Here is a 23,473-nt window from a genome sequence, read left to right as displayed (position 1 = left end):
TTGTTCATTTTATATCCAAAAATGTAAGTACCAATTCACTATACTATGTCCCCAAAATAAAGAAATTAGCCCGCTTATGCATAAAAATGGACCGAAGGGAATCGTGGTATCTTTGGATTTATTTTGTAAACGTAAATACAATAGGCCAATAATTGTACCACTAATTGAAGAAAGAAGTAGAATTAACGGTAAAAATATCCAGCCAAACCAAGCGCCAAATGCAGCAAACAATTTAAAATCGCCATTGCCCATACCAATTTTTCCAGTGAACAAATAAAATATTTTAATAAATATCCATAACCCCATATAAGCCCCTGCAGCACTAAGCACTGCTTGGGGCAGGGGAGTAAACAAGTATTCAGTATTAGCAATAAGCCCTATCCACAATAAACTTAAAGTTAGGCTGTCAGGTAAAATTTGATGGTCTAAGTCAATGAAAATTAAGCAAATTAAAATCCAAATTGCAATAATGGCAAAAATCAATTGTATTGTGAAACCGAAATGCCAAGCCGCATATAATGAAAGTAGCATTGTAGCTAATTCGATTAAAGGATAGCGTATAGAAATAGGGGCTTTGCATTGGTAACAGCGCCCATGTAACAACAAATAACTTAAGATTGGAATATTTTGCCAGGCCTTAACTGTTGTTTTACACGATGGGCAAAAAGATCTTGGAAAAAATAAGTTAATTGGATGTTGATCGTCTTTCTTGATTCCAAGCAAATCATTGTATTGTTGCTTCCATTCTCTTTCCAACATTATGGGCAAGCGGTAAATAATAACGTTGAGCAAACTGCCCACAGCAAGCGAGAATAGGGCGATCGCGGTATACATAAACCAAATATGATTCGTGATGAGGTCGTATATCATTGAATGATCCTGCTGAAAGATGTAAGTATTTATATTGCAGATCCCAGTTTAAAGATAGGTAGATACATGGCGACTACAAGTCCGCCGACCAAAACACCTAAAAGAGTCATAATAACAGGTTCTAATAAACTGCTGAGCGAGTCGACAGCATTATCAACATCTTCTTCATAAAAATCAGCAACCTTAGTTAACATTCTCTCTAATGCTCCTGATTCTTCACCAATGGCAACCATCTGGACCACCATATTGGGAAATAGTTGGGTATTCTCCATGGCCTTATTCATTTGTTGTCCTGTAGATACCTCTTCTCTAATTATGTCAGTGGCTTTAGCAAAAATAATATTTCCTGTAGCACCTGCTACAGATTTAAGTGCTTCAACTAAAGGCAGGCCAGCTGCAAAAGTAATTGACAGCGTCCTTGAAAATCGAGCTATCGCAGCTTTCTCAATAATAGGACCTATTACAGGTAGTTTTAATAAAGTTCTATCTACATTTTGCGCAAACTGAGGTGAGTGTTTCAGCGCATAAATAAACGCATAAATACCAACAGCCAAAGCTCCAAAAATAAAATACCAATAGGATTGAAAAAATTTGGACATACTCACCACTGCTTGAGTCATAGCAGGCAAGTCTGCGCCAAAACCTTTAAATAAAGCTTCAAATTGAGGGACAACGAAAATAAGTAAGCCAGTTGTAACAATAAAAGCAACTACCAATACAGCCATAGGGTAGGTTAAGGCTTTTTTGATTTTCTTTTTTATCGTCTCGATTTTTTCTTTATAAGTAGCGATTTTATCCAACATGATATCAAGAGAGCCTGATTTTTCGCCAGCGTCTACCAGATTGCAGAATAATTCGTTAAAATGGGCGGGATATTTCTTCAGTGCCTCAGCAAGCGTTAATCCTGTTTCAACATCACATTTAATATTTTCAATTAATTTTTTAAACCTTTTATTGGATTGTCCTTTTGCAACGATGTCAAAAGATTGCACTAAAGGTATTCCTGATTCAATCATTGTCGCTAATTGACGACTAAATATCGTAATATCTCCAGACTTTATTTTTTTGTTTTTCAAACTGAGAAGAGGTTCACGTTTTTTAGCAATTTTACTAACGATGATTCCTTGTCTGCGCAAATCTACTTTGGCTAAAGCAAGACTTCTGGCTTCAATATCCCCATTTATTTTTTGGGCTGCTTTATTAACGCCTGTGTAATGAAAGGTTAAGGTCGTATTGGCATTTTTTTTCATTTTTTCGCGGTTAATCAACGGTTACCCGATTGACTTCCTCTATAGTGGTAATGCCTTGTTTCACTTTTTCAAGTCCCGATTGATAAATAGTAATCATGCCTTCTTCTTGAGCAATTTTTAATATATCCAAGGAGTTTCCACCTGACATGATGATTTGACCAAGTTTTTTAGTCATAGGTAATACTTCAAACAATCCTATTCTCCCTCGGTATCCATTCGTGCACTTGGGGCATCCTCCTGCTTTATATAATTTAATTCCCTCTAGATCAGTTTCTGTAAAACCTAATTCCAACAACCCCGGCTTGTTGAAGTCATCTCTTAAGACCTTACAATGTTCACATAGTTTACGGGCTAAGCGTTGTGCGATAATAATCGTTACTGAACTGGCTACATTGAATGTTGCGATTCCCATATTAACCAACCGGTTTAATGTTTCAGCAGCACTGTTCGTATGTAAGGTTGAGAGTACCAAGTGTCCTGTTTGTGCTGCTTTAACCGCTATTTCAGCTGTTTCCAAATCACGTATTTCCCCAACCATGATGATGTCAGGGTCTTGACGTAAAAATGCCCGCAAGGCATTGGAAAAATTTAATCCAGCTTTAGGATTGATATTCACCTGATTAATTCCTGGTACTTTAATTTCAACTGGATCTTCAGCAGTGGAAATATTTACTTCTTTAGTATTGAGTATATTTAATGCAGTGTACAAGGTTACGGTTTTACCACTACCTGTTGGTCCGGTGACCAGGATCATTCCTTGAGGACGCTCAATTGCATGGATAAAATGCTCTTTTTGAGTAGGACTAAAACCTAAAGCTTCAATACCCAATTTTGCTGAACCAGGATCTAATATCCGCATCACAACTTTTTCACCTGAGGTAGTAGGGCAGGTACTTACGCGAAAGTCGATGGATCTTGTTTTGGATAGTTTCATCTTAAAACCACCATCTTGTGGTACTCGTCTTTCTGAAATATCCAAATTAGACATGATTTTTATTCGTGCCGTAATGCGCGTCGCTAAGCTTCCAGGAGGCGTGGCGATTTCATGTAAAATACCATCTTGTCGATAGCGTATGCGATATTCTTTTTCATAAGGTTCAAAATGGATATCTGAAGCTCCTTGTTTAATTGCATCAAGAAGTATTTTATTGACGAATTTAACTATAGGAGCATCTTCTGTTATTGAGGTCGCAATACTTGTTTCATGCTCCTCTTCCTCATTAATAATAATTCCATCAAACTCCGTAGCATCCCCAACAAACTCGGATAACCCTTGAGTTTCCTGCACTGAGAGCAAATGATCAATTAGTGTACTAAGTTTATCTGCCTCAACTATAACTGCATGCGTATTGAGTCCCGTATGGAATTGGATTTCTTTTAGAGAAGCTTGTTTACTTGGGTCGTCAGTTGCAAGATATAAATTATTCCCACGATAAAACACAGGAACCATTGAGTGACGACGAATTAGCTTTTCATTGACCAAACTCATAGGAATGGAATCGATATCAATACAGTCCAAATCAAGCATGGGAACGCCGAAATTTTGTGCGGCTGTCGATGCAATTTGTGTGGCTGATAAAATGTTGTTTTTGACAAGGTATTGAACCAGAGATATTTTTTCCGCAGAAGCATTCTTACAGAACTCTATCGCCTGTGGTTTATCCAAAAGCTTTTCAAGAACAAACAACTGTCCTATTCCATGTAATTTAAATTCGTTGCTTCCTAACATAAGTTCCAATCAGCTTTGATCATAATAGTAACTATAGTTAATCTATTTCATAAAATCACGTGTTTTATGTACATCAGTGTTTCTAATTTTCCTTTTAGATGTGCGAATTTATGCAAGCAATGATTTAAATTCTTTTATTTAGAATTTCTAAGCTATTTAAACTCAAAAAATGGATTGTATGTATGTGAAACTCGTTGTATTGTAGTTTAATTCAGGATTAACTATCTAAAGGTATTATTTTGTTGATTGAACGGCAATTAAAACAATATCGTGCCCTGAATAAATGGTTTCAATCACCCTTGGGGCTTTTTACTGCCCATGAATTTTTAGTTAATCTTGAACATGAAAGCGAATATTTACATGGTGAAACACTGCTACAATTAGGAAATTGTGGTGATAATATCTGGTTAAAAAAATTTAATTACATCCATAAATGGATCGCATCTCCTTTTTCTTTAGCTAATAAAATTCAAATTAAGTGTTCTTTAAACCAGCTTCCACTGGATCGTAATAGTGTGGACTGTGTTATAGCACCCCTCACGCTGGAGCCTTTTTCTAACAGTCTTAGTTTGATTGATGAGATCGATCGGGTTCTTAACCCCATGGGTTTTGTTATTTTGTTAAGTATTAATCCTTGGAGCCTTTGGGGTGGAGCAATGAAAATCGGGTTGTTGCATTGTTATAGTGATCAAAATGTTAAAATGCGTACTGCATTCAATTTAAATCGAATTTTTTTGCAAAGAGGTTATAGACAGTATTCTCTAAGTAGTTTTTGTTATATACCTCCAGTAAATAATTCATCATTAATTAAAAAATTTACTTTTCTGGATGAAATAGGCAAGATGCTCTGGCCTTTTCCTTCCGGTTTTTACTGTTATATTGCCCAAAAGTATCAAGTTATAGAACCTAAACTGCAAATTAACTCCGATGATTCAATAAAAGATTATGAAGCTCCATTACAACCGGTTATTTTTTCTTCCCAAAGCCATGAGATAAAAAAAATAATAGGTATTAGGGGCTATCTTGAGCCAAAAGAGTAGTATTGCAGATAGACATTACTACTCCTTTGGTTTGGGTGTCATATCAAATGGATTGGGACTTTTCATTTCCGTTAATGATGGGGACTCTACTTCGATTGTAGCTGATGATTGGGTTCGCTCAGTAACTGCCTTATCAAATGTTGCCAAGCCATCCATCAAGGCTTTTTGGCTTAAGCTGCCAAATTGTTCTTGACCGATATCATCTTTTATAGTGTTACCTATCGTTTTCTGGTTTCCTTCATAAAGTTGGCCACTCCCTGGAGAAAATACATAGTGATCTGAAGGTGTAAAAGCAATGTCATTTACAAATGAAGGGCTAATAGGCGTCAACCCACCACAACAAAATTGTTTACAGTTTATCGCTTCATTTTCATAAAACTGCTCTTTCTGTTTCTTACTAACAAAAGAAAGAATAGGGGGGGCTTCCATTAGTAAGGCTTCACGTTGCTTTTTTAGCGACTCATTATTTTCTGTATCAATGCATTCCAACCTAAAATGGTCAATTAATGGAGATTTTTGTTGACCGGGAACCAGATTTTGAAAAAAAATCATTTTGCCTAATTGAACAGGAGCTTGTTCCTGTTTATTTTGTGACATGATACATTTCCTCGTTAACTCAATATACACAAAGGTTGTTAGCAAACCCTAATAGTTTAAAGATTAGCAGTTATGGCATGAAATGCGAGTTAGGAAGCAATTCTTACCAATTTTAATTTGAATAGTTACCCTTTGTTTTTGTATACTTTGTTCTGCCATAAGAACAGGTTAATTTTATGAATAAAAAAACGATATTCAGAATCACTTTTGCCAATCAAGAAGCAATTTATGAAGTTTATGCACGTTCTGTTAAAGAGAGTGAGATATTTGGATTTCTCGAAGTTGAAGAACTTGTGTTTGGTGAACAAACTGCATTGGTTGTCGACCCCTCTGAAGAGCGATTAAAAATTGAGTTTAATGGTGTAAAGCGGACTTTTATTCCCATGCATTCAATTTATCGTATTGATGAAGTTACAAAACAAGGAACTGCTAAAGTAAAAGATAATCCGGGCTATGGAAGTAAAGTTAGTCCCTTTCCTGGAACAGGAAAAATAAAAGATTAAATGAATGTTTCCCAATAACCCGTTCCTTTGTCCCAAGGATTTATAATGACGATTCCAGATAAAATCAAAGAAGTTTACGAAAAATCAACTTGCTTGTTTACTACTAACGAAGTTGAAGCCGCTCTCGATAGAATGGCGATTAACATACATAAGGAATTGCAAGATCAAAATCCAGTGCTTGTCTGTGTTATGGTAGGAGGATTAGTCCTTCTAGGTAATTTACTCCCACGCCTGGATTTTCCACTAGAGGTCGATTATGTCCATGCAACGCGTTATCGTGGTGATATAACGGGTGGAGATATTGTTTGGAAAGTGAAGCCATCCGCTAATTTGAAAGGACGGACAGTTCTTGTTGTCGACGATATTCTAGATGGTGGTATTACATTGGCAGCAATTATTGATGCTCTAAAAAATTTAGGAGCAGAAAAAGTATACAGCGCTGTTCTGGTTGATAAATATCGCAAACGTGTCCCTAACGGCTTAAAAAAAGCTGATTTTGTAGGTTTACAAGTAGAAGATCATTATATATTTGGTTATGGAATGGATTACAACGAATATCTAAGAAATGCACCAGGTATTTTTGTAGTGCATCCTGAGCACGAATAGCAAAAGTTAATTTTTATTCAATTGATAGAGCAAATACAGGTAAATAGGAAGTTAAGCATTGGATTAAATTACATAAACGGGGTATATGCGAACTTGGGTTCTAATTTTGTATAAAATAAGATCGCTATTACCAGGATACCCCAAACTTTATCAAACTAAAAATTTCTTTAAAAAATGATTATATTCACCTATATATAAGAGGTTTTATGAACAAAACTGTTCGCATGATTATTATTATACGAATAGTTATCTAAGCGTGCTGAAACAGCTACAAGGCTAACGATGTATTTATCTCATTGCTCTCAAGATCAATGGAAGATTTACATCCTGCATTAAAGTCCTCACAAAAGCTCGTCGGCTCAATCCCTAATACAAAACTACCAATTAATGTATGTGCCAAACTGTTTTTAAAAGTTTCTAAATAATAGTTTAAGCAAGTGACTACCCAAGAAGGATTAATCCATGAAGTATTTTGGTAATTACGACCTGTTTTATAGTTTTTCAAGAAAAATGAACTGCGGTTTTGTACAAATTGAAGCATTTCCTTTGGAGTTTCTTCGTGTGCAGCTCCCTTGATGCTGAAATGACGATTCAATCCCGGTTCTTTTTCATGAAAATGAGAATGATATAAAGCTATTTCTGTCTGCGTTCCATTAGAGTTTTCAATTAAGTATTGGTTTTTTGGGGAACTTAATTTAGATCCTAGTAAAAAACTTTTAACATATGATTCTACTTCCCTACGGCTTTTACAGGATAAGGCCTGTTTTATACACTCAGGAACATCATTAGAATTCACTTTGTGCTTAACCTGTTCATTAGCTAACACAAAATCTTTATAAAAAGAAAACTCAAGGAAAAAATCTTCACCGGTTTTACTTAGCCCCATAAAATCGGTTACTAATGATAAAGCTTTTGTTCTTTGTTTTATTTCTAGTATTTGATGTTTTAATAGTCCATGTTCAAACACCTTACAAATGAAGCCATCTCCATTCCCGTTTAAGTAAAGTACATATCTATTCATTTAATTACATATCTGAGTAAATTAGTGCTAATTTTACATTAAAAAGGCATGATTTCACACAAATGACTGTTAGAAAAGCTGATAAAATACTACGCTTTTTCTCCTCTTATTGTTGATAGAACCGACGAAGTAGCAGTTAGAAATGCATGAGAGGAGGCCGATCAAACTTCCTCTTCTCTAACCCCTTTTTTGCCATGTTTCTCACATCTGCAGATAAAGCATTTGTACTCATAAATTCCAATTGGCTTAGCATTAGTTTTTGCCTTTTCTCATCGTACTTATCCCAACTATTGAATTTTTCTGTCAAATTGGCAGCTAAAGTCGGATTAATTTTTTCTAACTTCAAAATTGCATCGACGATTAATTGATAACCCTTTCCTGATATAGAATGGAATCCGTAAGGATTATTAATGAATGTTCCCAATAAAGCATTCACTTTATTGGGGTTAGACAAGTCAAAGGCAGGATGTAGCATTAATTGTTTTACCAAGTTCACTACATCCTCTGAATGGGCTGCTGCCTGAACATTAAACCAATAGTTTATAGCACTTGAATCATTTTGCCAGAGGTCATAGAAGGATGCTAATAGTTTGCCTGATTGACTGTAGTTATCACTTAGCAGCAGGTTGAGTGCCGAGATACAGTCCGTCATATTTTTTCCTAATGAGTTATTGAATTGCTCAACCAATTGTTGCTTTATTTTTTCGAACTGTATCGCAGCTAAATAAGCATGGCAAACTTGCTTTAAACGTCGTGCTCCCGCAGATAAGATATCAAACGATTCAAAGGGAGAACACTGAGATACAGGTATTATATCCAGATTTTTTAGCATACTAAATATATCTTGTTTTAACTCTATTGCTAGCTGACTTTGAATCAATTGACGTGCTGCTGCTATTTTTTCAAAATCCTGATTTTGCAGGCTGGAAAATAAGACTTCTTCTGAGGGTATAGCCATGAGTTCAGCAAGTAACCAATAGTTTAAAGAACCATTTTTCTCATTGAGAATGCTTCGGTATGCGTTAAAAAACTCGGGGGTAAATGTAATGATCTTACCAGAACAATAATCTTTGACCATTTGGGTGATCAGTTTATTTGCTGCTTCACAACGGTTATATATATTACTATCATGTTGCATGAGCAGCCGTAATTGTTCTGTCTTGTATGTATACTCAAGATTTACAGGAGCAGAAAAACTACGTAGTAAGGAAGGGATAGGGCGGGAATCAATATTATTAAAATGAAATTCCATGTCAGATTGATTAACTATTAACATGGTATCGCCTTGAATCTCCTTACCTTTATTATTAAGTAACCCCACAACCATTGGTATTGGTCTTCCTTTTACGCCTTTAGTTTTAAATTTTAAAGTGTAGCGTTTTGCTTCTGCATCGTATTCGTCTGTAACTGTTATTTGTGGAATACCTGATTCAGTAAACCAATGTAAAAAGGAGTTCATATCTTTCTTTGTTGATTTACCTAATGATGCCAATACATCCTCTAGCGTTACTGCACCGCCATCATTATCTTGTAAAAATTGCTTCATTCCTTTATAAAAAGTTTCTTCACCAAGGAAAAGCATCATCATACGAAAAATATCAGCACTTTTTTCATAAGCTGCAGGGGTATAAAGGCTTCTAACATTGGTATAGGTATCTTGTCGTGGAGCACGTTCATCCAGGTTTTTACCATCCAATATGCGAATTAAATCAGTGCCAAATAAACGTTCACGAAACATTGCTGCTCTAAATGTGGTTAATCCTTCTTTAAAGGGTAAATTAAACCACTCACGAATCGTGACACGATCACCTGACCAATAATGAAAGTATTCATGGGCAACAACTTCTAAAACTCGTAAAAAGTCCGCATCAGTACTCGTTTCAGGAGTAGCAAATAAGTTTGCGGTATTGAATAAATTTAAGCCTGTCGGCTCAGAAGCGCCTGAGGCATACTTATCAACTCCGGCTACCATATGCTGTGGTAACTCACATTCCAAATCAAAAGTTTCTTCTTCCCAACGCATTGCTTCTTTTAAAACTTCTTTAGCGAAATCGCATTTTGCTGTGGCTTCAGGAGGAACATAAAATTCAATTGGTAACTCACGTTCAGAGCGTGTTTTGAAATAAGTTACAGATTTTTGTAGTTTTCCTGCAACTAGTGCAAATAGATAACTGGGCTTAGGCACTTTATCCAACCAGGTTACAGAATGAAGTCCTTCCTCTAGATCTTTTTGCTCAATAAGTGAGCCATTGGAAAGTAATACGGGGTAGTCTTCTTTTTTAGCAATAATTGTTGTTTTGTAGGTCGCTAAATTATCGGGGCGATCATGGCAGTAGAGAACGCGACGAAGCCCCTCAGTTTCAGCTTTTACCAGAATGGTTCCTTCTGTTTCATATAAACCAAATAAATCGGTGTTTTCACCTAAACGTGTAGTTGTTTTGAGTGTAAATGATCGATTCTGGGGAACATTTTTGATAATTAAGGAATCGTTTGTAAGTTCATACTCTTCGTGAGTTAGCTTTTTTCCATCGAGTGAAATGGATTCTAAGATCATATTTTCGCCATCCAACTCCAAATTAGTGGAATAAGATTTGGAGTGTGGATTGGGTTCGATAGTTAATGAAGCTTTTGATTGAACAGGTTTTTTATAAAGGTCTATTTCCAAATCAATGTGCTTTACCTGATAATCGAGAATCTTATAATCACTTAACCTAAATATCCCTGAATGGTTTTTCATGAAAGCTCCCTAATTCATTTAGGATTAAGAAGCAACAATATAAGATCAAAATCTATATTTCAACTGGAATAATGACCTAAATGGTAAGCATCCGAACCTGGTCATATTTTTCTTTAAACTCATCCGAATCTTGTTTTTCACCTTGTATGAAGCTGAGATCGCGATGCGGCGATTTAGATTGAATAAACGGATTATTTTCTGCATTCCAAGAGGGGAAAGCTGTCATGTCATTAAAATAGCAAAGCTTGTATTCCGCGATTTCCAGTGGAAATTCAATTTTTTCAATAACTTTATTGAGTTCTTTGGTAATTTCTGTGTGTAATTGTTCAGAGATTTCGTGGGATATTCTTCTATTGAAACGTGAATAAGCTAAGGTAATATGGAGAACTTTAGGTATCGTTTCCTCGATATTTAAAGATTTGGCTATTTTTTTAATTTGTGCTTCTTGATCTGTTGGTAAAGATAAAGAGAGAGAAATAGTTCTGCCAATGTTAACTTCCATGTATTCAATTGAAGGATAAAGAGGGTTGTCCTGTAGTGTTTGCTTGATCCTTTTATAGTGAGGCAAATTATCTATAATAAATTGATTCCATGAACTTCCTATTTGTTGTTCTGTTTCCAAGCTCATCGTTGTCATATGGTAACTTTGGGCGGGAAGTGGTAAAAAATGATGTACGATAAGCGGGTTACTGACTAAGAGCTTATAAATCGATTCACAAAATTCCTTTTGCTTCGGATAGCAGGCCGATACTACTGTAACTCCTGGAAATGGTGCGTATTCACCATGCTCATTAACTTTATTTAATTGTCTGGGATGCACTTTTTCGCATTTTAATGTAAACATTTTTATAAGCCAAGAACAGAAATTAGACAAAGAATACCATGAGTTAATCGCGATGCAAAAGAAGTGATTTATTTAATCTATAATGACTATATGTGAAGGATAACTAGGCTATTATTTTTTAAATGCCAAGATAAGCGAGCTATTATGAAGGCGAAAAAAATAGAAACTTCCCATGAGTTAGAGCGGAAAAGGCTTGATGCACTTCAGTCATTAAAAATTATGGATACTGATCCTGAAGAAAGCTACGAACGATTGGTACATATGGCCATTGATTTATTTAATATCCCAATTTGCTTTATCTCTTTTCTTAATGAAGAAAGACAATGGTTTAAAGCGCTGCATGGATTAAATTTAAAACAAATACCTCGGCGCATTTCTTTCTGTAATGAAACAATAAAAAAGAATTATCCTCTAATTATCAATGACTTACTTAATGACAAGCGATTTGCCGATAATCCTTTCGTAGTACAAGATCCTTTTCTTCGGTTTTATGCAGGCGTTCCCTTGACTGATCCCCAAGGCTATAATGTTGGTACTTTTTGCCTAGCTGATACTACTCCAAAAGAACTTGATTCAAAGCAACTTGAACTTTTATTAAGTTTGGCCAATATCGTCAAAGATGAGCTAACCTTACGCAAGACAAATTTTTTATTGCAAAAAGTAAAAAAGCAACTTGAAACACGTAATAAGTTAATTCATAAGATATTTAGTTTTTATATGTCTGATGAAGTGGTCAATACAATTCTTAAGTCTCCCCATCATCAAAAATTGGGTGGATATGAAAATAAAATTACCATTCTGTTTAGTGACTTAAGAAATTTTACCCCTTTATCTGAATCGATTCCTGGTGAAACTCTTGTTTCGCTTTTAAACAGTTATTTCAGTAAAATGGTTCCTGTTATCGAAAAACATCAAGGAGTTGTTGATGCATATATTGGTGATGCGATTATGGTTATTTTTGGTGCACCATACTCCTCTGGTGATGACTCACTCCGGGCAGTGGCTTGTGCTTTAGAAATGCAACGGGTATTAAAAAAACTGAATCAAACTAATAGTAAGATTAATTTACCGCATATAGATATGGGCGTAGGAATTAATACAGGCTTTGCTGTGGTTGGAAATATTGGCTCCAAGAAGCGCATGCAGTATAGTGCTATAGGTTCGTCAGTTAATTTATCATCGCGAATTCAAGATTTAAGTCTTGGTGGACAGATACTGATTTCTGAATCCACTTATCAGGAAGTTGCAAAAGACATTGAGATTAATGGGCATCTTCGGGTAAAGGTTAAAGGAGTCCAGTCACCAATTACTATTTATGATGTAGCTCAATTAAAGTCGAATAATAAAAAAGGAAGTTCTTTACGGATAAAACACTAAACCACTCCTCAATTTAGGTCTAGATGTCGCGAACAAGTCGCGCGGCTGTTTGATCACAATTTTAGGTCTGTTACTGTAAACTATTCGGAGTAATTCCCCAGGGCCTTTTCTTTGAATACTTGACAGGCAACTCGACTATATTCAAAGTTTCGCATGTACTTCATGATTATCTGTTTTTTTCTCAGTTACCCTTCGATGCAGTTCAACATCAATGGGGTCTTGTGTAATAAATGCATGGCTGTCTTTAAAGAATCGAACGAGATTCACATTTGGAAATACCTGATAACACATTTTACCTATTTTTACTTTTTTATGAGCTTGCTCAAAGTGCTTACTCATTTCGGAGGTACTCAGATTTTAATAATGATAAATATGCTCAGGCGGTAAAAGGTTTGCATCTTTAAATTTTGTCTTTATGGCTCGTAGCTCAGTAACATTACTATGCGCTGAAGCACCTAACGTTTCCATATCTTCAGATAAATTTGTAGCAAAGTGTACTGGTAAAGGTAATACCGATGTTAATCCTGTGGATGGAATTTTATCAGGATGAATACGTGCATACTCTCCTGGATCTTCTTTTAGACCGCATCTTATAACCTCATATTTTTAGACAACATACGAAGCATCCATACCTTGTTTACCAAAGTTATTTGACTCATATTATAGAGGTCAAAGATTAACAAAGCATTAATTGGTTCAAAATATGCACAAATCAAAGTGTGAAATGAATTCCTTTGTTCATTGATTTTGTTATGATAGCTAACTAATTAGAAGCTTGAAATTAGGAGGAATAAATGTATTCTGAGAAGCTATCAAATAAAGAGATCACTAAAGCAAGTTACGAAGCAACAGCTGAGGTTTTTGCGCATAATGTAGCAGAGCTTGCTCCTCTTGCGTCCATTGACAAATTTATTCAATTATTGCCACCGCATCCACACATTATTGATGTAGGCTGTGGTTCTGGTAGAGACGCAGTTCTTTTTACCAATAAAGGGGTACGCGTTTTGGGAATTGATTTTTGTGAAAGCTTACTTGAAATAGCTAAACGTACTGCACCAGGTGCAGAGTTCCATTTAATGGATATTGAATCAATTACGTTACCTGCACTTTCTTTTGATGGGGCATGGGCAGCTTGCTCATTAGGACATATCGCTAAAAAATCCTTACCTAAGGTACTCCATAAAATCTATTTTATTTTAAAGGAAAAAGGCTACTTCTATCTTACTATTAAAAAAGGTAGTGGTGAATCATTAGAAAATGATACACGTTATGATGGCGATTTTAAGAAATTTTTATCTCTTTATGAGGAAGAGGAATTAAAAATAGTGCTCGGTGACGCAGGTTTTAATATACTTGAATTTACACCTGTTTTAAAAAAACATGCATATCAGTCACATGATGCCTTTAGAATCTTTTGTCAAAAAGTTTAGCGTGTTTAATCCATTGTGTGTTTTTCTTTGGGCGTAAAAAGAGTATTCGCAATTATATTCGCAATATTTATGACTCTGCTGAACAATCTGTTTGTCACTATGAGTTTACGACGTTTGATGATCAAACATTCTATAAAGAACTGATGTATATAAAGGTAACTTACTTTTATCTAATAAAGTTTTCCAAAGGAAAGCAGCCATTTTTTGCATCCATGCTGCTTAAATCTTTAATGTGTTTTGCTCTGCTGAAGCATTTTATTAGTAAACGCAATTGCCAAAGCTGAAATGAGCAAGGTCAAATGAATAAGTACTTGCCACATCACGGAGAAGTTACTGAGCTTATTCGGGTCAATAAAAGTTCTTAGCAAGTGAATTGATGAGATACCGATTAATGAAAGAGCAAGCTTTACTTTCATAGCACCAGCGTCGAGATGATCAAGCCATTCTGGTTGATCTGGGTGCGAGTCAAGGGCAAGCGGAGAAATAAAGGTTTCATATCCTCCCATAACCACCATAATCAGGAGATTTGCAATCATAACCACATCAATCAGATCGAGTACACCTAACATGATAAGCGTATCGTTAATGTTGTTGAGATGAATTACTAAATCATACAGCTCATGAATAAAACGATACACATAAACAGCCAGTATTAGAATAAGGCCAAAATAGAGAGGAAGCTGTAGCCATCTTCCCATAAAAATTAACCTGCTAATGCCTTTTTTTAAAGTATTCATGAAATACACCATTTAAATATTAAAAAACTCTTTTTACCCAACCACATCAAATGATTTGTGTTGAATTATCTATCAGTGCTAAATCTAAAACAGATCTATTTATAAAAGCAATTAAATCCACTTTATTTTTTGTTACTGTCGTCAAACATTGGTCACTTTGATTCCGATTCTTATGAGAAATAGGATAGATCTCGATAAAACGGATTTTGTAGCAATCTGAATGTCACGTGAACCCTGGTTGCAAGCAACCAGGCTATGAGCTTAACTGATACCTAAAGGAAATCGTTAAGTATATTATGGTGTTTCAGTGACTGTAAACTCCGAAGAAACACCTTGTGCTTTTGTATTAGGATTGTACATAGATTCCGCATATGCAGGAGGAACAATGTATTTTCCTATATTCACTGCTTTAATTTTATAAACTATTTCTTTGGAAACAGACTCGACTCCCCCAAAAAAATTGACTCTATCTTCGCGAACATCGACAAAATCCATTGTATTGTTTTTTACAGAGTCGTTTACGACTTCAAAACCACCAGGCAAAAGATCTTCAATCGCAATATTGGATAAATATTCACTATCTAATGCACGAATTTGAATGTGTACTTCAATTTCACTGCCTAAGGATGTTGAGTTTATCACATTTCCTTTCGCATCTTTATATTCTCGGAAAATTTCCAAGCTCTGCTTTAAAGGAACTTTTGCAATAGTTCGATTGAAACCTGATTGCATGAGCTGATAGAAAAATGTCTTTTTATCGGGATTATTAAAGCGTATTTGTTGTACGTCATGATCAATATCAATTTTTTGATAGTTTGGATTCGTAGAATGGGCGTTGATTTCCTTATTATTAGCCATAATTTTTGTCATTGACAAAGCTGATATTGATTCACTGGGGAGATTTGGATGGTATGCTCCTAAAGCCAAGCTTGTAAATCCAGATAAAACGGTATTGATTTCATTATCATTGATTGCTTGAATTAAGCGCTTGAGCAGTTCATCGCCTACTTGTGGTAACATGTTAGGGAAATGTTTGGCTACAAGATATAAGTATTGTGCATCAGCAATTGCACTACTATAAAAATCAGTAACATAAGCCTGATTATTTTGTGGTTTGTACAACCCAATTAATTGATTTGCTTCATCATGACTTTGCAGTAACTGATAGGAAGCAGCAATATAGGCTGTGGTAATGTCTGTTTGCCATGCTTTTGTTTTCTCTTTTTCCAGATACAATTGGAGGTTAGTCAGATAGTTGGTTGTTACTACCTCATTACGAGTTAAGATATAAATAGCGTAAGCTTGAATTCTTGCCGCATCCATATCTGCTACATTTTGACTCGCTAAGGTTTTAAGATAGTTAATGCCACTAAAGAAGAGATCACTAGGAACGTTAAAACCTTGATTTTTTGCTTCAGTCATGAAATGCATGGCATAAACCGATGCAAAATCATTCCCTTGATTATCACTTAGTCCCGGCCAATAACTAAATCCTCCATTAGACATTTGCCGTTGACTTAGCATTTGAATTGCTGCACTTACTTTTTCATTAACTTGCTCCGCTTCTTCACCAAAACCAGTTTGATTGTTCATTGCCAGTAAGGGGAAGGCTTTACTTGTTAATTGTTCGGTACAACCATAAGGATAGTTATCCAGATAACGCTGTAAACCAAATACCAGGATCATCGGGCTAGTAGAAATCGTTGAATTTACTTTACGATGTTCAGGATAAAATGTTTGCATAATATCTAACGTTTTTTGAGCTTCTTCTGATTTGCCACTATTGATGTAAGTGCTTAGAGGTATCGCCGGTCTGACACTGAGTGTAGCACTCATAGCACTGGCTTTATCACCTACACTGGCTTTAAAGTTTAATTGGGCTGCCCCTAAAAGTGATTTAGCCCTCAATTTGTAATGAACGGTTTGTTCGTGGCCTTCAGTAATTTCTAGATTTTGAGTTGATGAGCCGATAATTTCGATTCCAGGAGATGCTGTCAAATGTACATTAATCAGTGCATGCTCCCCAGAGCCTTTAATGTTGTTAGCAACAGATGCAGATATTTCAAATTCATCTTCTGGTGCGACAAATGTTGGGACATTAGGATTAATTATGAAATCACCGCGAATTTCAGCAGAAGCTTCATGCGAACCTACTGAATCGGATGATACCGCTACTGCCATGACGCGTAATGTTCCATTAAAGTAATCAGGAACTTGATATATTAATTGACGATTGTTTGAATCGGTATCAATAATCCCAGACCAATAAGCTACGGGCAATTCAGTTTTTCGTTTAAAAGGATTAAGCCGGTTTGCCATGCCTTCTTCTCCGTTATCTCCTCCAACTGATGAAAGTTCCCGGTCTTGAATAAATTTCGGCATGATTTGATCTACTGTTTGTTGGGTCAAAACTTCAAGAGCATGCTTTTGGAAGAAGAACGATAGAGGATCTGGAGTCTCATAACGTGCAACTTGCAGTATACCTTCGTCAACTGCAAAGACAATAATTTTACCTGGTTTATCTGTGCGGTAATCTATAGTGAATGGTTCGCCAGGACGTGAAACTGCAGCGGTTTGCAGATCAATTTTTATGTTATGGTTCTCATGGTTAACGGTAAATGGGACAACACTATAACTGAGCGGACTGATGAAAATTTCCGGAGAGTTCCAATCGCGTATAAAGGCAACATTGATGTATCCATCCCCTTGAAAATCAGAGGGGATATGAATGGTTTGCACAGAATTAGTTGTATCTGTTTTAAACCATTGTGCCGCATAAACTTTATCACGTTCTATTGTAATTAGACCTGATCCAGTATAAGGGGAAGTAATTTGTATTTCGATATTCTCGTTAGCTTGGTATTGAGTTTTATTGAGTTTAATCGATAGTTCAGCGTTCTTAGCTAAGGGCTGTTGGCTTGCGCCTACGACACTGAATTTTAACTGATTCAATACTGTATTATCTTTTCCAATAATATTTAATGAAAAATCACCAATTTGGTCTGTGGGTAAAGTGTAATCAGTTCCTTGCTCTGAGATAGTCAATTGGGTGGTACTGACTATAGTCGATTGAATAACGGATTGATATTGATAAGTACCATCGGCTTTTTTAACCAAAGTTGTGACAGGATGTAATGAAATCAGCTGGGTCTTTAAGTCATTGATTTTTTCTTTATTCAATTCAGAGTTAATTGCAATGTACTTAACACTTCTGGCACTGTTTTGCTTAATAAAGGATAAATCACCATCGGGTTTGTATCCTACAAAATAGGGTAGAGGGCTGATCAGGGTTTTGGTTTGAGTCGTTACACTACGACCTCCTTCAGATTCAAAGCCTTCAGCAAAAAATGTTAATTGATAAGTTGCTTTTTCAAAACGGTCAAGATTTAAATCAAATTCTGCTTCACCTTTATCATTCGTTTTAGCATCATTTAGTGTTTCCGTGAACACTTTAGGTGGTTTTTTGGGATCCAACAACGGATCAACAAAAACATAGTCAGGGTATTTGTCAAATTGCACTTTTTGAGGAACTAACAGAATTTTAGCACTAACTTTTCGATCGGCAGCAGGAGCACCATATAAATTCCAGAGATTTACTTCACCTTTTAATCCTGCAGGTGAACTCCAGCCAGCAGATGGTTTAGGAGACAAACTACTCGTGACGCGCATTCTATCTGGTAAAAACTCAGAAACGCGAATTGTCGTAGAGCCTAGTAGGTTTTGTGGGTATCCATCTTTTACTAAATATAAATTAATCATGTACTGGCCAGTAGGAGAATTGACGCTCGTTGAGAAATCAAGATCCATATACCCCAGATCATTGAGTGTAACTTTTTCGTCTTTGATTGTTGTCCCTCTTGAATCAACTACAGTCACTTGCAGTGGTAATCCTCCTGGTTGCGGCTGTGCATAAGCTTGTTTGACTATCATGCCGACATGAACAGCATCTCCTGGTCTGTAAATTCCTCTATCGGAAAAAAGATATGCGCTTAAACTATGTAATTCCTGATTGGTAGTATAAAGACCGCCGATATCAAATTTAGAAAAATTTAACTGTCGATTGACATTATTGAAAGGAATAAATGAAACGTCATTATTCAATTGGGCCAAATACACAGTTGGCTCTCTATCGTCAACAAAGTCTTTTAAAGGTGGAAAGCTAACACGCCCTTCGGCATCACTGGTACGTGATAAAATTGGCAATCCATTTTTACCTAAAACAGTTACAATTGCACTGGCAACTGGAGCTCCTTGAGTTATGGAGTTAACAAATACATCATGGCTACCGTCTTGATTATCTTTTACTAACAAAGCCAAATCAGTAATCAGTATCATACGGCTTGCTTTTACATCCAACGCGGTTTTATTCGTGACATCCCAGCCAGTAGCTTGTAATAAAAATAACCCTTGCGGACCAAGAGTATTCGTATTCATCGTCAGATACTTGCTGAAGTCAAGCGCAGTATATTGTTGCTTTGCTAAATCCGAAATATCAAACTCTTGAATCTCCGAAGATATTTGGCTGATATTTTGTTGATTAAATGTAGGATTAATAAAATAAGGATTATTAAAATCACCTTGGGTTTGAGTTATTAATTGGTTTATATTTTCAGGCAACACACGCGCAAAATCGAACTTCACTGCCGGAACACCTCGAATCAGTACAGAAAGTTTTTTCTCCCCGCTTAACGCAAGGAGTGAGCCTTTATGTAAGAAACCGATCTCTCTAGGTATCACGGGAACGGGAATAACTGCTGCAAATTCATTTCCTAAAGTAAAATCGCCAAAACTTTGCATTCCTTTATCAATTTTAATGTAGATATATCGAGGGGTATCTGCTTTAAATTTAAAGCTGTGGAGCATGGAATAATTTTGCTCGGTGGGAATTACTTCTTTTGTCAAAGGTTTGGCTAAAGAAAGAACTGCTTGTGTCACTTCACCTGGATTTTGCCATTGATAATTTTCTTTGGCAGATTCAGCAACTGTTGCTGGGCGATCTTTGGGGAGCAAATAAACATGTACTGACTTGTTAAATTCACTCTCATTTATCCCCAGAGAGGTTTCGACTGTAAGGACTTGCTCTGGTCTATCTTTATCATTGCGAACAATAGATGCCGAAGCAGAAACTACTTTAAGAAAATCCTGGGCACTAGGGATCAATAGATTTTTTGATAATTCATGTTGTAAATGACTAGAATCACTAGATGAAGTAATATTCTTATCTAAGGTTAAACGGAGATAACGGGCAACATTATTTATTTTTATTGTTTCAGAATGCAGGTATGCGACACGTTTATTTTTATCATAAGTGAAAGTAAAAGGAAGTTTTTCAGCTGCGGAAGATGATTTTTTCTGATACGTTAATGATGAATTTTTTTCCAAACTTTTAGGATTAACTGGATAATTAAACTCTACTGTGGCTACGGCATTTCTTATTTCAGCATGAACCGGATCCTGATACAGTTTAAATTCAGTGATTTTGCCAATGAAGGGGTGAGTGGAAAAGGAATAGGCATTGTTTTCCATATTTGCATTTGGAGCAAAGAAACCAGGAGCAAAATGAATTGTAAATTTTTGTCCCGCAGGCCAATCTTCTGAAGGGGTGAAGACTAATTGACTGTCGGAATTCCACATCCATGTTCCGGGTATTCTGGGGCTCATTTCTATGCCTTCAGTTACGGTTTTACCGACTTGACTCAGTGGCGCAACGGATTGATTGATAAAGCCGTTATTTTTTATCCCAAAATCAACAGTTAAGTTGTTAGGAACTAATTGTTCTTCAGTATTCGGTGTTATATCTGGAACTGTAATTTGAGCAGTGGTATAAATTTGCTTTGGTAAATTTTTGTACCAATAGAAAGAATAGCCTGAAGCTAGTAAAATGAGAACGAGGAAAAGACTACTGCCCCAAAAAATTTTGGGGGAAGATTTTGATTTAGCACATAAGTAATTTATCCATGGTGGACTACGCCAATTTAATTTGCCAAATACAGATGAAAATGCATTTAGTAATAAAGAGAGCGGATTTTTATTCATCATTTATCTCAAGCGGTGAATTGGGGGAAGTTTTTGCATATATTTTATTCTATTTAGTGCATAATAGCGACTATGAACAAAATATTTAAAAAACTAAGCATAATCCTTATTACGCTTCTTGTCAGTGCCTATTTTATATTATTTTTTTTACCTAAACCTATATTGTTAGAAGGGACAAGTTTTTCTAAAGCGGTATACGATGAGCATCATAAGCTATTAAGGTTAACATTAAGCCAGGACGAGAAATATCGGCTATTTACTCCTCTATCCCAGATATCTAAGCAGCTTATCGAAGCAACTTTATTACAAGAGGATCAATATTTTTATTGGCATTATGGTATTAATCCTTGGGCAACATTCAAAGCCGTATGGCAAACTTATGGTGCACAATCACGTAGAATAGGTGCCTCAACAATCACCATGCAAGTTGCCCGGATGCGCTACGGTATAAATTCAAAAAAAATATCAGGCAAGTTATTGCAAATTATTCGTGCTATACAAATTGAAATGCACTACAGCAAAAAGGAAATTTTGGAGGCTTATTTAAATTTGGCGCCTTATGGAGGAAATGTTGAAGGAGTAGGGGCTGCAAGTTTGGTTTATTTTGCCGCGCCTGTACATAAAATTACACTTCCCCAATCCTTGACGTTAAGTATCATTCCGCAAAATCCAGGTAAAAGAACACCTAATAATAAAGAATTAAAAAAAATCAGGGAGCACTTATTAGGGAGGTGGTTAGATAAACATCCAGAAGACTTTGATAAAAAGGGTATGTTTGCATTGCCTTTAGTCATGCAAAATACGCATATGCTGCCTTTTGATGCCCCACATTTTACAAACGAAATTTTGTATGATTCAAAAACGAAGCAGCAAAGTATTGATACGACACTGGATTATCGTAGTCAAATGATTATCGAACGGATTACGCATCATTATCTCGCCAGAAAAAAAGGCATAGGCATAAATAATGCCGCTGTTTTACTCATAGATACTCGAGATATGGGCATTAAAGGGATGTTAGGATCGGCCGATTTTTTTAATCAAAATATTGGTGGACAAATTAATGGTACAGAAACAAAACGATCACCCGGATCGACGTTGAAGCCATTTATCTATGGATTGGCATTAGATCAAGGGTTAATTCACCCTGATACTGTTTTAAAAGATGTTCCTCATAGTTTTAATGGCTATAACCCAGAAAATTTTGATTATGATTTTATGGGTCCCATTAAAGCTAGGGATGCTCTAGTTTTGAGTCGAAATATTCCCGCGATTTATCTTGCCAGCCAGTTAAATAATCCAACATTACATCAATTATTGGAAAAAGCTCAAATCAGCCAATTACGATCTGAATCGTATTATGGATTGTCATTGAGTCTGGGTGGCGTGGAATTAACCATGAAGGAACTTGTTAGTCTCTACGCTATGTTAGCTAATGATGGGATTTGGTATCCCATTCGAACATTTAAAAATGAAATAAAAGCAAACGGTATCCGTCTGCTTAGTCCGGAGGCAAGTTATCTTGTCTTAGATATGCTAGAAAACACTCCCCGACCTGATGATGTTTCTAGAGGATGGTCTCATTTGCCAGTGGCATGGAAAACTGGAACTTCATCGGGTTATCGTGATGCCTGGACTGTAGGGGTAGTTGGACCTTATGTATTGTCAGTATGGATAGGAAATTTTGATAATAAGGCTAATCCTGCATTTATTGGCAAAGACATAGCTGCACCCTTGTTTTTTGAATTGGTTGATGCATTAAAACATGAACGGGGACCCATACATGCATTGGATAAACATCCGGAGCAAATGAATCTGAAAAAAGTAGAAGTATGTAAAGCTTCTGGAATGTTACCTACGCGCTATTGTAATGATACTGAGTGGAGCTGGTTTATTCCCGGAAAATCTCCAATAACTACTGATACAATTTATCGTGAAGTTGCTATTAATAGTAAAACCGGGTTACGAACGTGTCATATTGATAAAAATACACGTTTTGAAATTTTCGAGTTTTGGCCCTCTGATTTATTGAGCATTTTTAAGAGGGCCGGCATACAAAGACATATTCCGCCATTTTATGAGCCTGATTGTACCTTGTCTGGTAATTATGGTATAAATCCGCATATCACTTCACCGCAAAATGGCATTAGCTATATTGTTCGTGTTAATTCGCCACAAAATAATACCATTCCTCTTACTGCTGTAACTGATGCTGGTGTTGCACACGTATACTGGTTTATTAATGAAACATTTATTGCAAAAACCAAGGCTGGAGAGTCTTATTTATGGAAAGCAAAGCCAGGAAAATTTGTTGTTAGAATTGTAGATGATCATGGTCAATCCGATGCGCGGGATATTAATGTTCAATTGGATAGTTGATTAAGATAATAGTGTAACTGGTAAATAGTAAAAAAATCTATTTTATTAATATCTATCTCCTGCATCTTGTTAGCAGGAGTCATCGATTTCGTGTGATTGGATAATAAATCAAATTTTCATCTACAGTAAAAATTTTTGATCGTGCTCATAAAGAAAAATCATAACCTTCTTGCAAAACAATCCGCAAAGCAGCACCGCTTCCCAGTGTAACTCCGACAAAAACATATACTTTTCTTGTCACATTTATCTTCCTAACTATCCGGTATTTTTATGGTAAATAGCATTTACATGTGTAAAATATTTTCTACATAATTATT

At 36.0% G+C, this 23,473-nt stretch carries 16 protein-coding genes; 6 read left to right on the top strand and 10 right to left on the bottom strand.

Annotated elements, in window-relative coordinates; translation table 11 throughout:
- Nucleotides 1-9 precede the first annotated feature (9 nt).
- Genes Lpar_RS13315 through pilB form a run of 3 tightly spaced genes read right to left on the bottom strand, consistent with a single transcriptional unit; the run spans nt 10 to nt 3,849 of the window.
- A complete protein-coding gene (locus Lpar_RS13315; protein ID WP_058518386.1) occupies nt 10-870 on the bottom strand; it encodes a prepilin peptidase in 861 nt (286 codons plus the stop codon).
- 29 nt (nt 871-899) lie between these two features.
- Nucleotides 900-2,120 carry a type II secretion system F family protein gene (locus Lpar_RS13310; RefSeq protein ID WP_058518385.1) on the bottom strand — a complete coding sequence of 407 codons (1,221 nt, stop codon included), beginning with the start codon at nt 2,118-2,120 and terminating at the stop codon, nt 900-902.
- A 10-nt stretch (nt 2,121-2,130) separates the two neighbouring features.
- On the bottom strand, nt 2,131-3,849 hold the full coding sequence (pilB, locus tag Lpar_RS13305; RefSeq protein ID WP_058518384.1) for a type IV-A pilus assembly ATPase PilB: 1,719 nt from the start codon (nt 3,847-3,849) through the stop codon (nt 2,131-2,133).
- 239 nt (nt 3,850-4,088) lie between these two features.
- Here pilB and Lpar_RS13300 point away from each other — a divergent pair, with 239 nt between their 5' ends.
- Nucleotides 4,089-4,889, top strand: a complete 801-nt coding sequence (locus Lpar_RS13300; protein WP_058518383.1) for a methyltransferase domain-containing protein — start codon at nt 4,089-4,091, stop codon at nt 4,887-4,889.
- Nucleotides 4,890-4,907: 18 nt separating this feature from the next.
- Here Lpar_RS13300 and Lpar_RS13295 read toward each other — a convergent pair whose 3' ends face one another.
- A complete protein-coding gene (locus Lpar_RS13295) occupies nt 4,908-5,486 on the bottom strand; it encodes a hypothetical protein (protein WP_058518382.1) in 579 nt (192 codons plus the stop codon).
- A 176-nt stretch (nt 5,487-5,662) separates the two neighbouring features.
- On the opposite strand from Lpar_RS13295, the gene Lpar_RS13290 reads away from it, so the two are divergent.
- Both Lpar_RS13290 and Lpar_RS13285 read left to right on the top strand, forming a co-directional pair.
- Nucleotides 5,663-5,989, top strand: a complete 327-nt coding sequence (locus tag Lpar_RS13290) for a DUF1820 family protein (protein ID WP_058518381.1) — start codon at nt 5,663-5,665, stop codon at nt 5,987-5,989.
- 45 nt (nt 5,990-6,034) lie between these two features.
- On the top strand, nt 6,035-6,595 hold the full coding sequence (locus Lpar_RS13285) for a hypoxanthine-guanine phosphoribosyltransferase (protein WP_058518380.1): 561 nt from the start codon (nt 6,035-6,037) through the stop codon (nt 6,593-6,595).
- 268 nt (nt 6,596-6,863) lie between these two features.
- On the opposite strand, the gene Lpar_RS13280 is transcribed toward Lpar_RS13285, so the two are convergent.
- From Lpar_RS13280 to Lpar_RS13270, 3 genes are all read right to left on the bottom strand, one after another.
- Nucleotides 6,864-7,616 carry a hypothetical protein gene (locus Lpar_RS13280; protein ID WP_133133947.1) on the bottom strand — a complete coding sequence of 251 codons (753 nt, stop codon included), beginning with the start codon at nt 7,614-7,616 and terminating at the stop codon, nt 6,864-6,866.
- A gap of 136 nt (nt 7,617-7,752) precedes the next feature.
- Nucleotides 7,753-10,353 carry an aminopeptidase N gene (gene pepN, locus Lpar_RS13275; protein ID WP_082650390.1) on the bottom strand — a complete coding sequence of 867 codons (2,601 nt, stop codon included), beginning with the start codon at nt 10,351-10,353 and terminating at the stop codon, nt 7,753-7,755.
- A 76-nt stretch (nt 10,354-10,429) separates the two neighbouring features.
- A complete protein-coding gene (locus Lpar_RS13270) occupies nt 10,430-11,197 on the bottom strand; it encodes a DUF1868 domain-containing protein (protein ID WP_058518378.1) in 768 nt (255 codons plus the stop codon).
- A 144-nt stretch (nt 11,198-11,341) separates the two neighbouring features.
- Between Lpar_RS13270 and Lpar_RS13265 the strand changes: the two genes are divergently transcribed.
- Complete coding sequence (locus tag Lpar_RS13265; protein WP_058518377.1) at nt 11,342-12,574, top strand: adenylate/guanylate cyclase domain-containing protein; 1,233 nt, start codon at nt 11,342-11,344, stop codon at nt 12,572-12,574.
- Nucleotides 12,575-12,715: 141 nt separating this feature from the next.
- On the opposite strand, the gene Lpar_RS13260 is transcribed toward Lpar_RS13265, so the two are convergent.
- Nucleotides 12,716-12,913 carry a hypothetical protein gene (locus Lpar_RS13260; RefSeq protein ID WP_058518376.1) on the bottom strand — a complete coding sequence of 66 codons (198 nt, stop codon included), beginning with the start codon at nt 12,911-12,913 and terminating at the stop codon, nt 12,716-12,718.
- Nucleotides 12,914-13,368: 455 nt separating this feature from the next.
- Between Lpar_RS13260 and Lpar_RS13255 the strand changes: the two genes are divergently transcribed.
- Nucleotides 13,369-14,004: a class I SAM-dependent DNA methyltransferase gene (locus Lpar_RS13255; RefSeq protein WP_058518375.1), complete on the top strand. Its 636-nt coding sequence runs from the start codon at nt 13,369-13,371 to the stop codon at nt 14,002-14,004.
- Nucleotides 14,005-14,231: 227 nt separating this feature from the next.
- Here the strand turns inward: Lpar_RS13255 and Lpar_RS13250 are convergent, their stop codons facing one another.
- Nucleotides 14,232-14,741, bottom strand: a complete 510-nt coding sequence (locus tag Lpar_RS13250) for a TIGR00645 family protein (RefSeq protein ID WP_058518374.1) — start codon at nt 14,739-14,741, stop codon at nt 14,232-14,234.
- 294 nt (nt 14,742-15,035) lie between these two features.
- Nucleotides 15,036-20,777: an alpha-2-macroglobulin gene (locus Lpar_RS13245; protein WP_058518373.1), complete on the bottom strand. Its 5,742-nt coding sequence runs from the start codon at nt 20,775-20,777 to the stop codon at nt 15,036-15,038.
- A gap of 72 nt (nt 20,778-20,849) precedes the next feature.
- On the opposite strand from Lpar_RS13245, the gene pbpC reads away from it, so the two are divergent.
- Nucleotides 20,850-23,156: a penicillin-binding protein 1C gene (pbpC, locus tag Lpar_RS13240; protein WP_058518372.1), complete on the top strand. Its 2,307-nt coding sequence runs from the start codon at nt 20,850-20,852 to the stop codon at nt 23,154-23,156.
- Nucleotides 23,157-23,473 lie beyond the last annotated feature (317 nt).

Origin of the sequence: Legionella parisiensis (assembly GCF_001467945.1) — a bacterium.
Taxonomy (GTDB): Bacteria; Pseudomonadota; Gammaproteobacteria; order Legionellales; family Legionellaceae; genus Legionella; species Legionella parisiensis.
The sequence above is the reverse complement of the archived record's forward strand: the minus strand, read 5'-3'. Positions and strand labels throughout refer to the sequence as shown.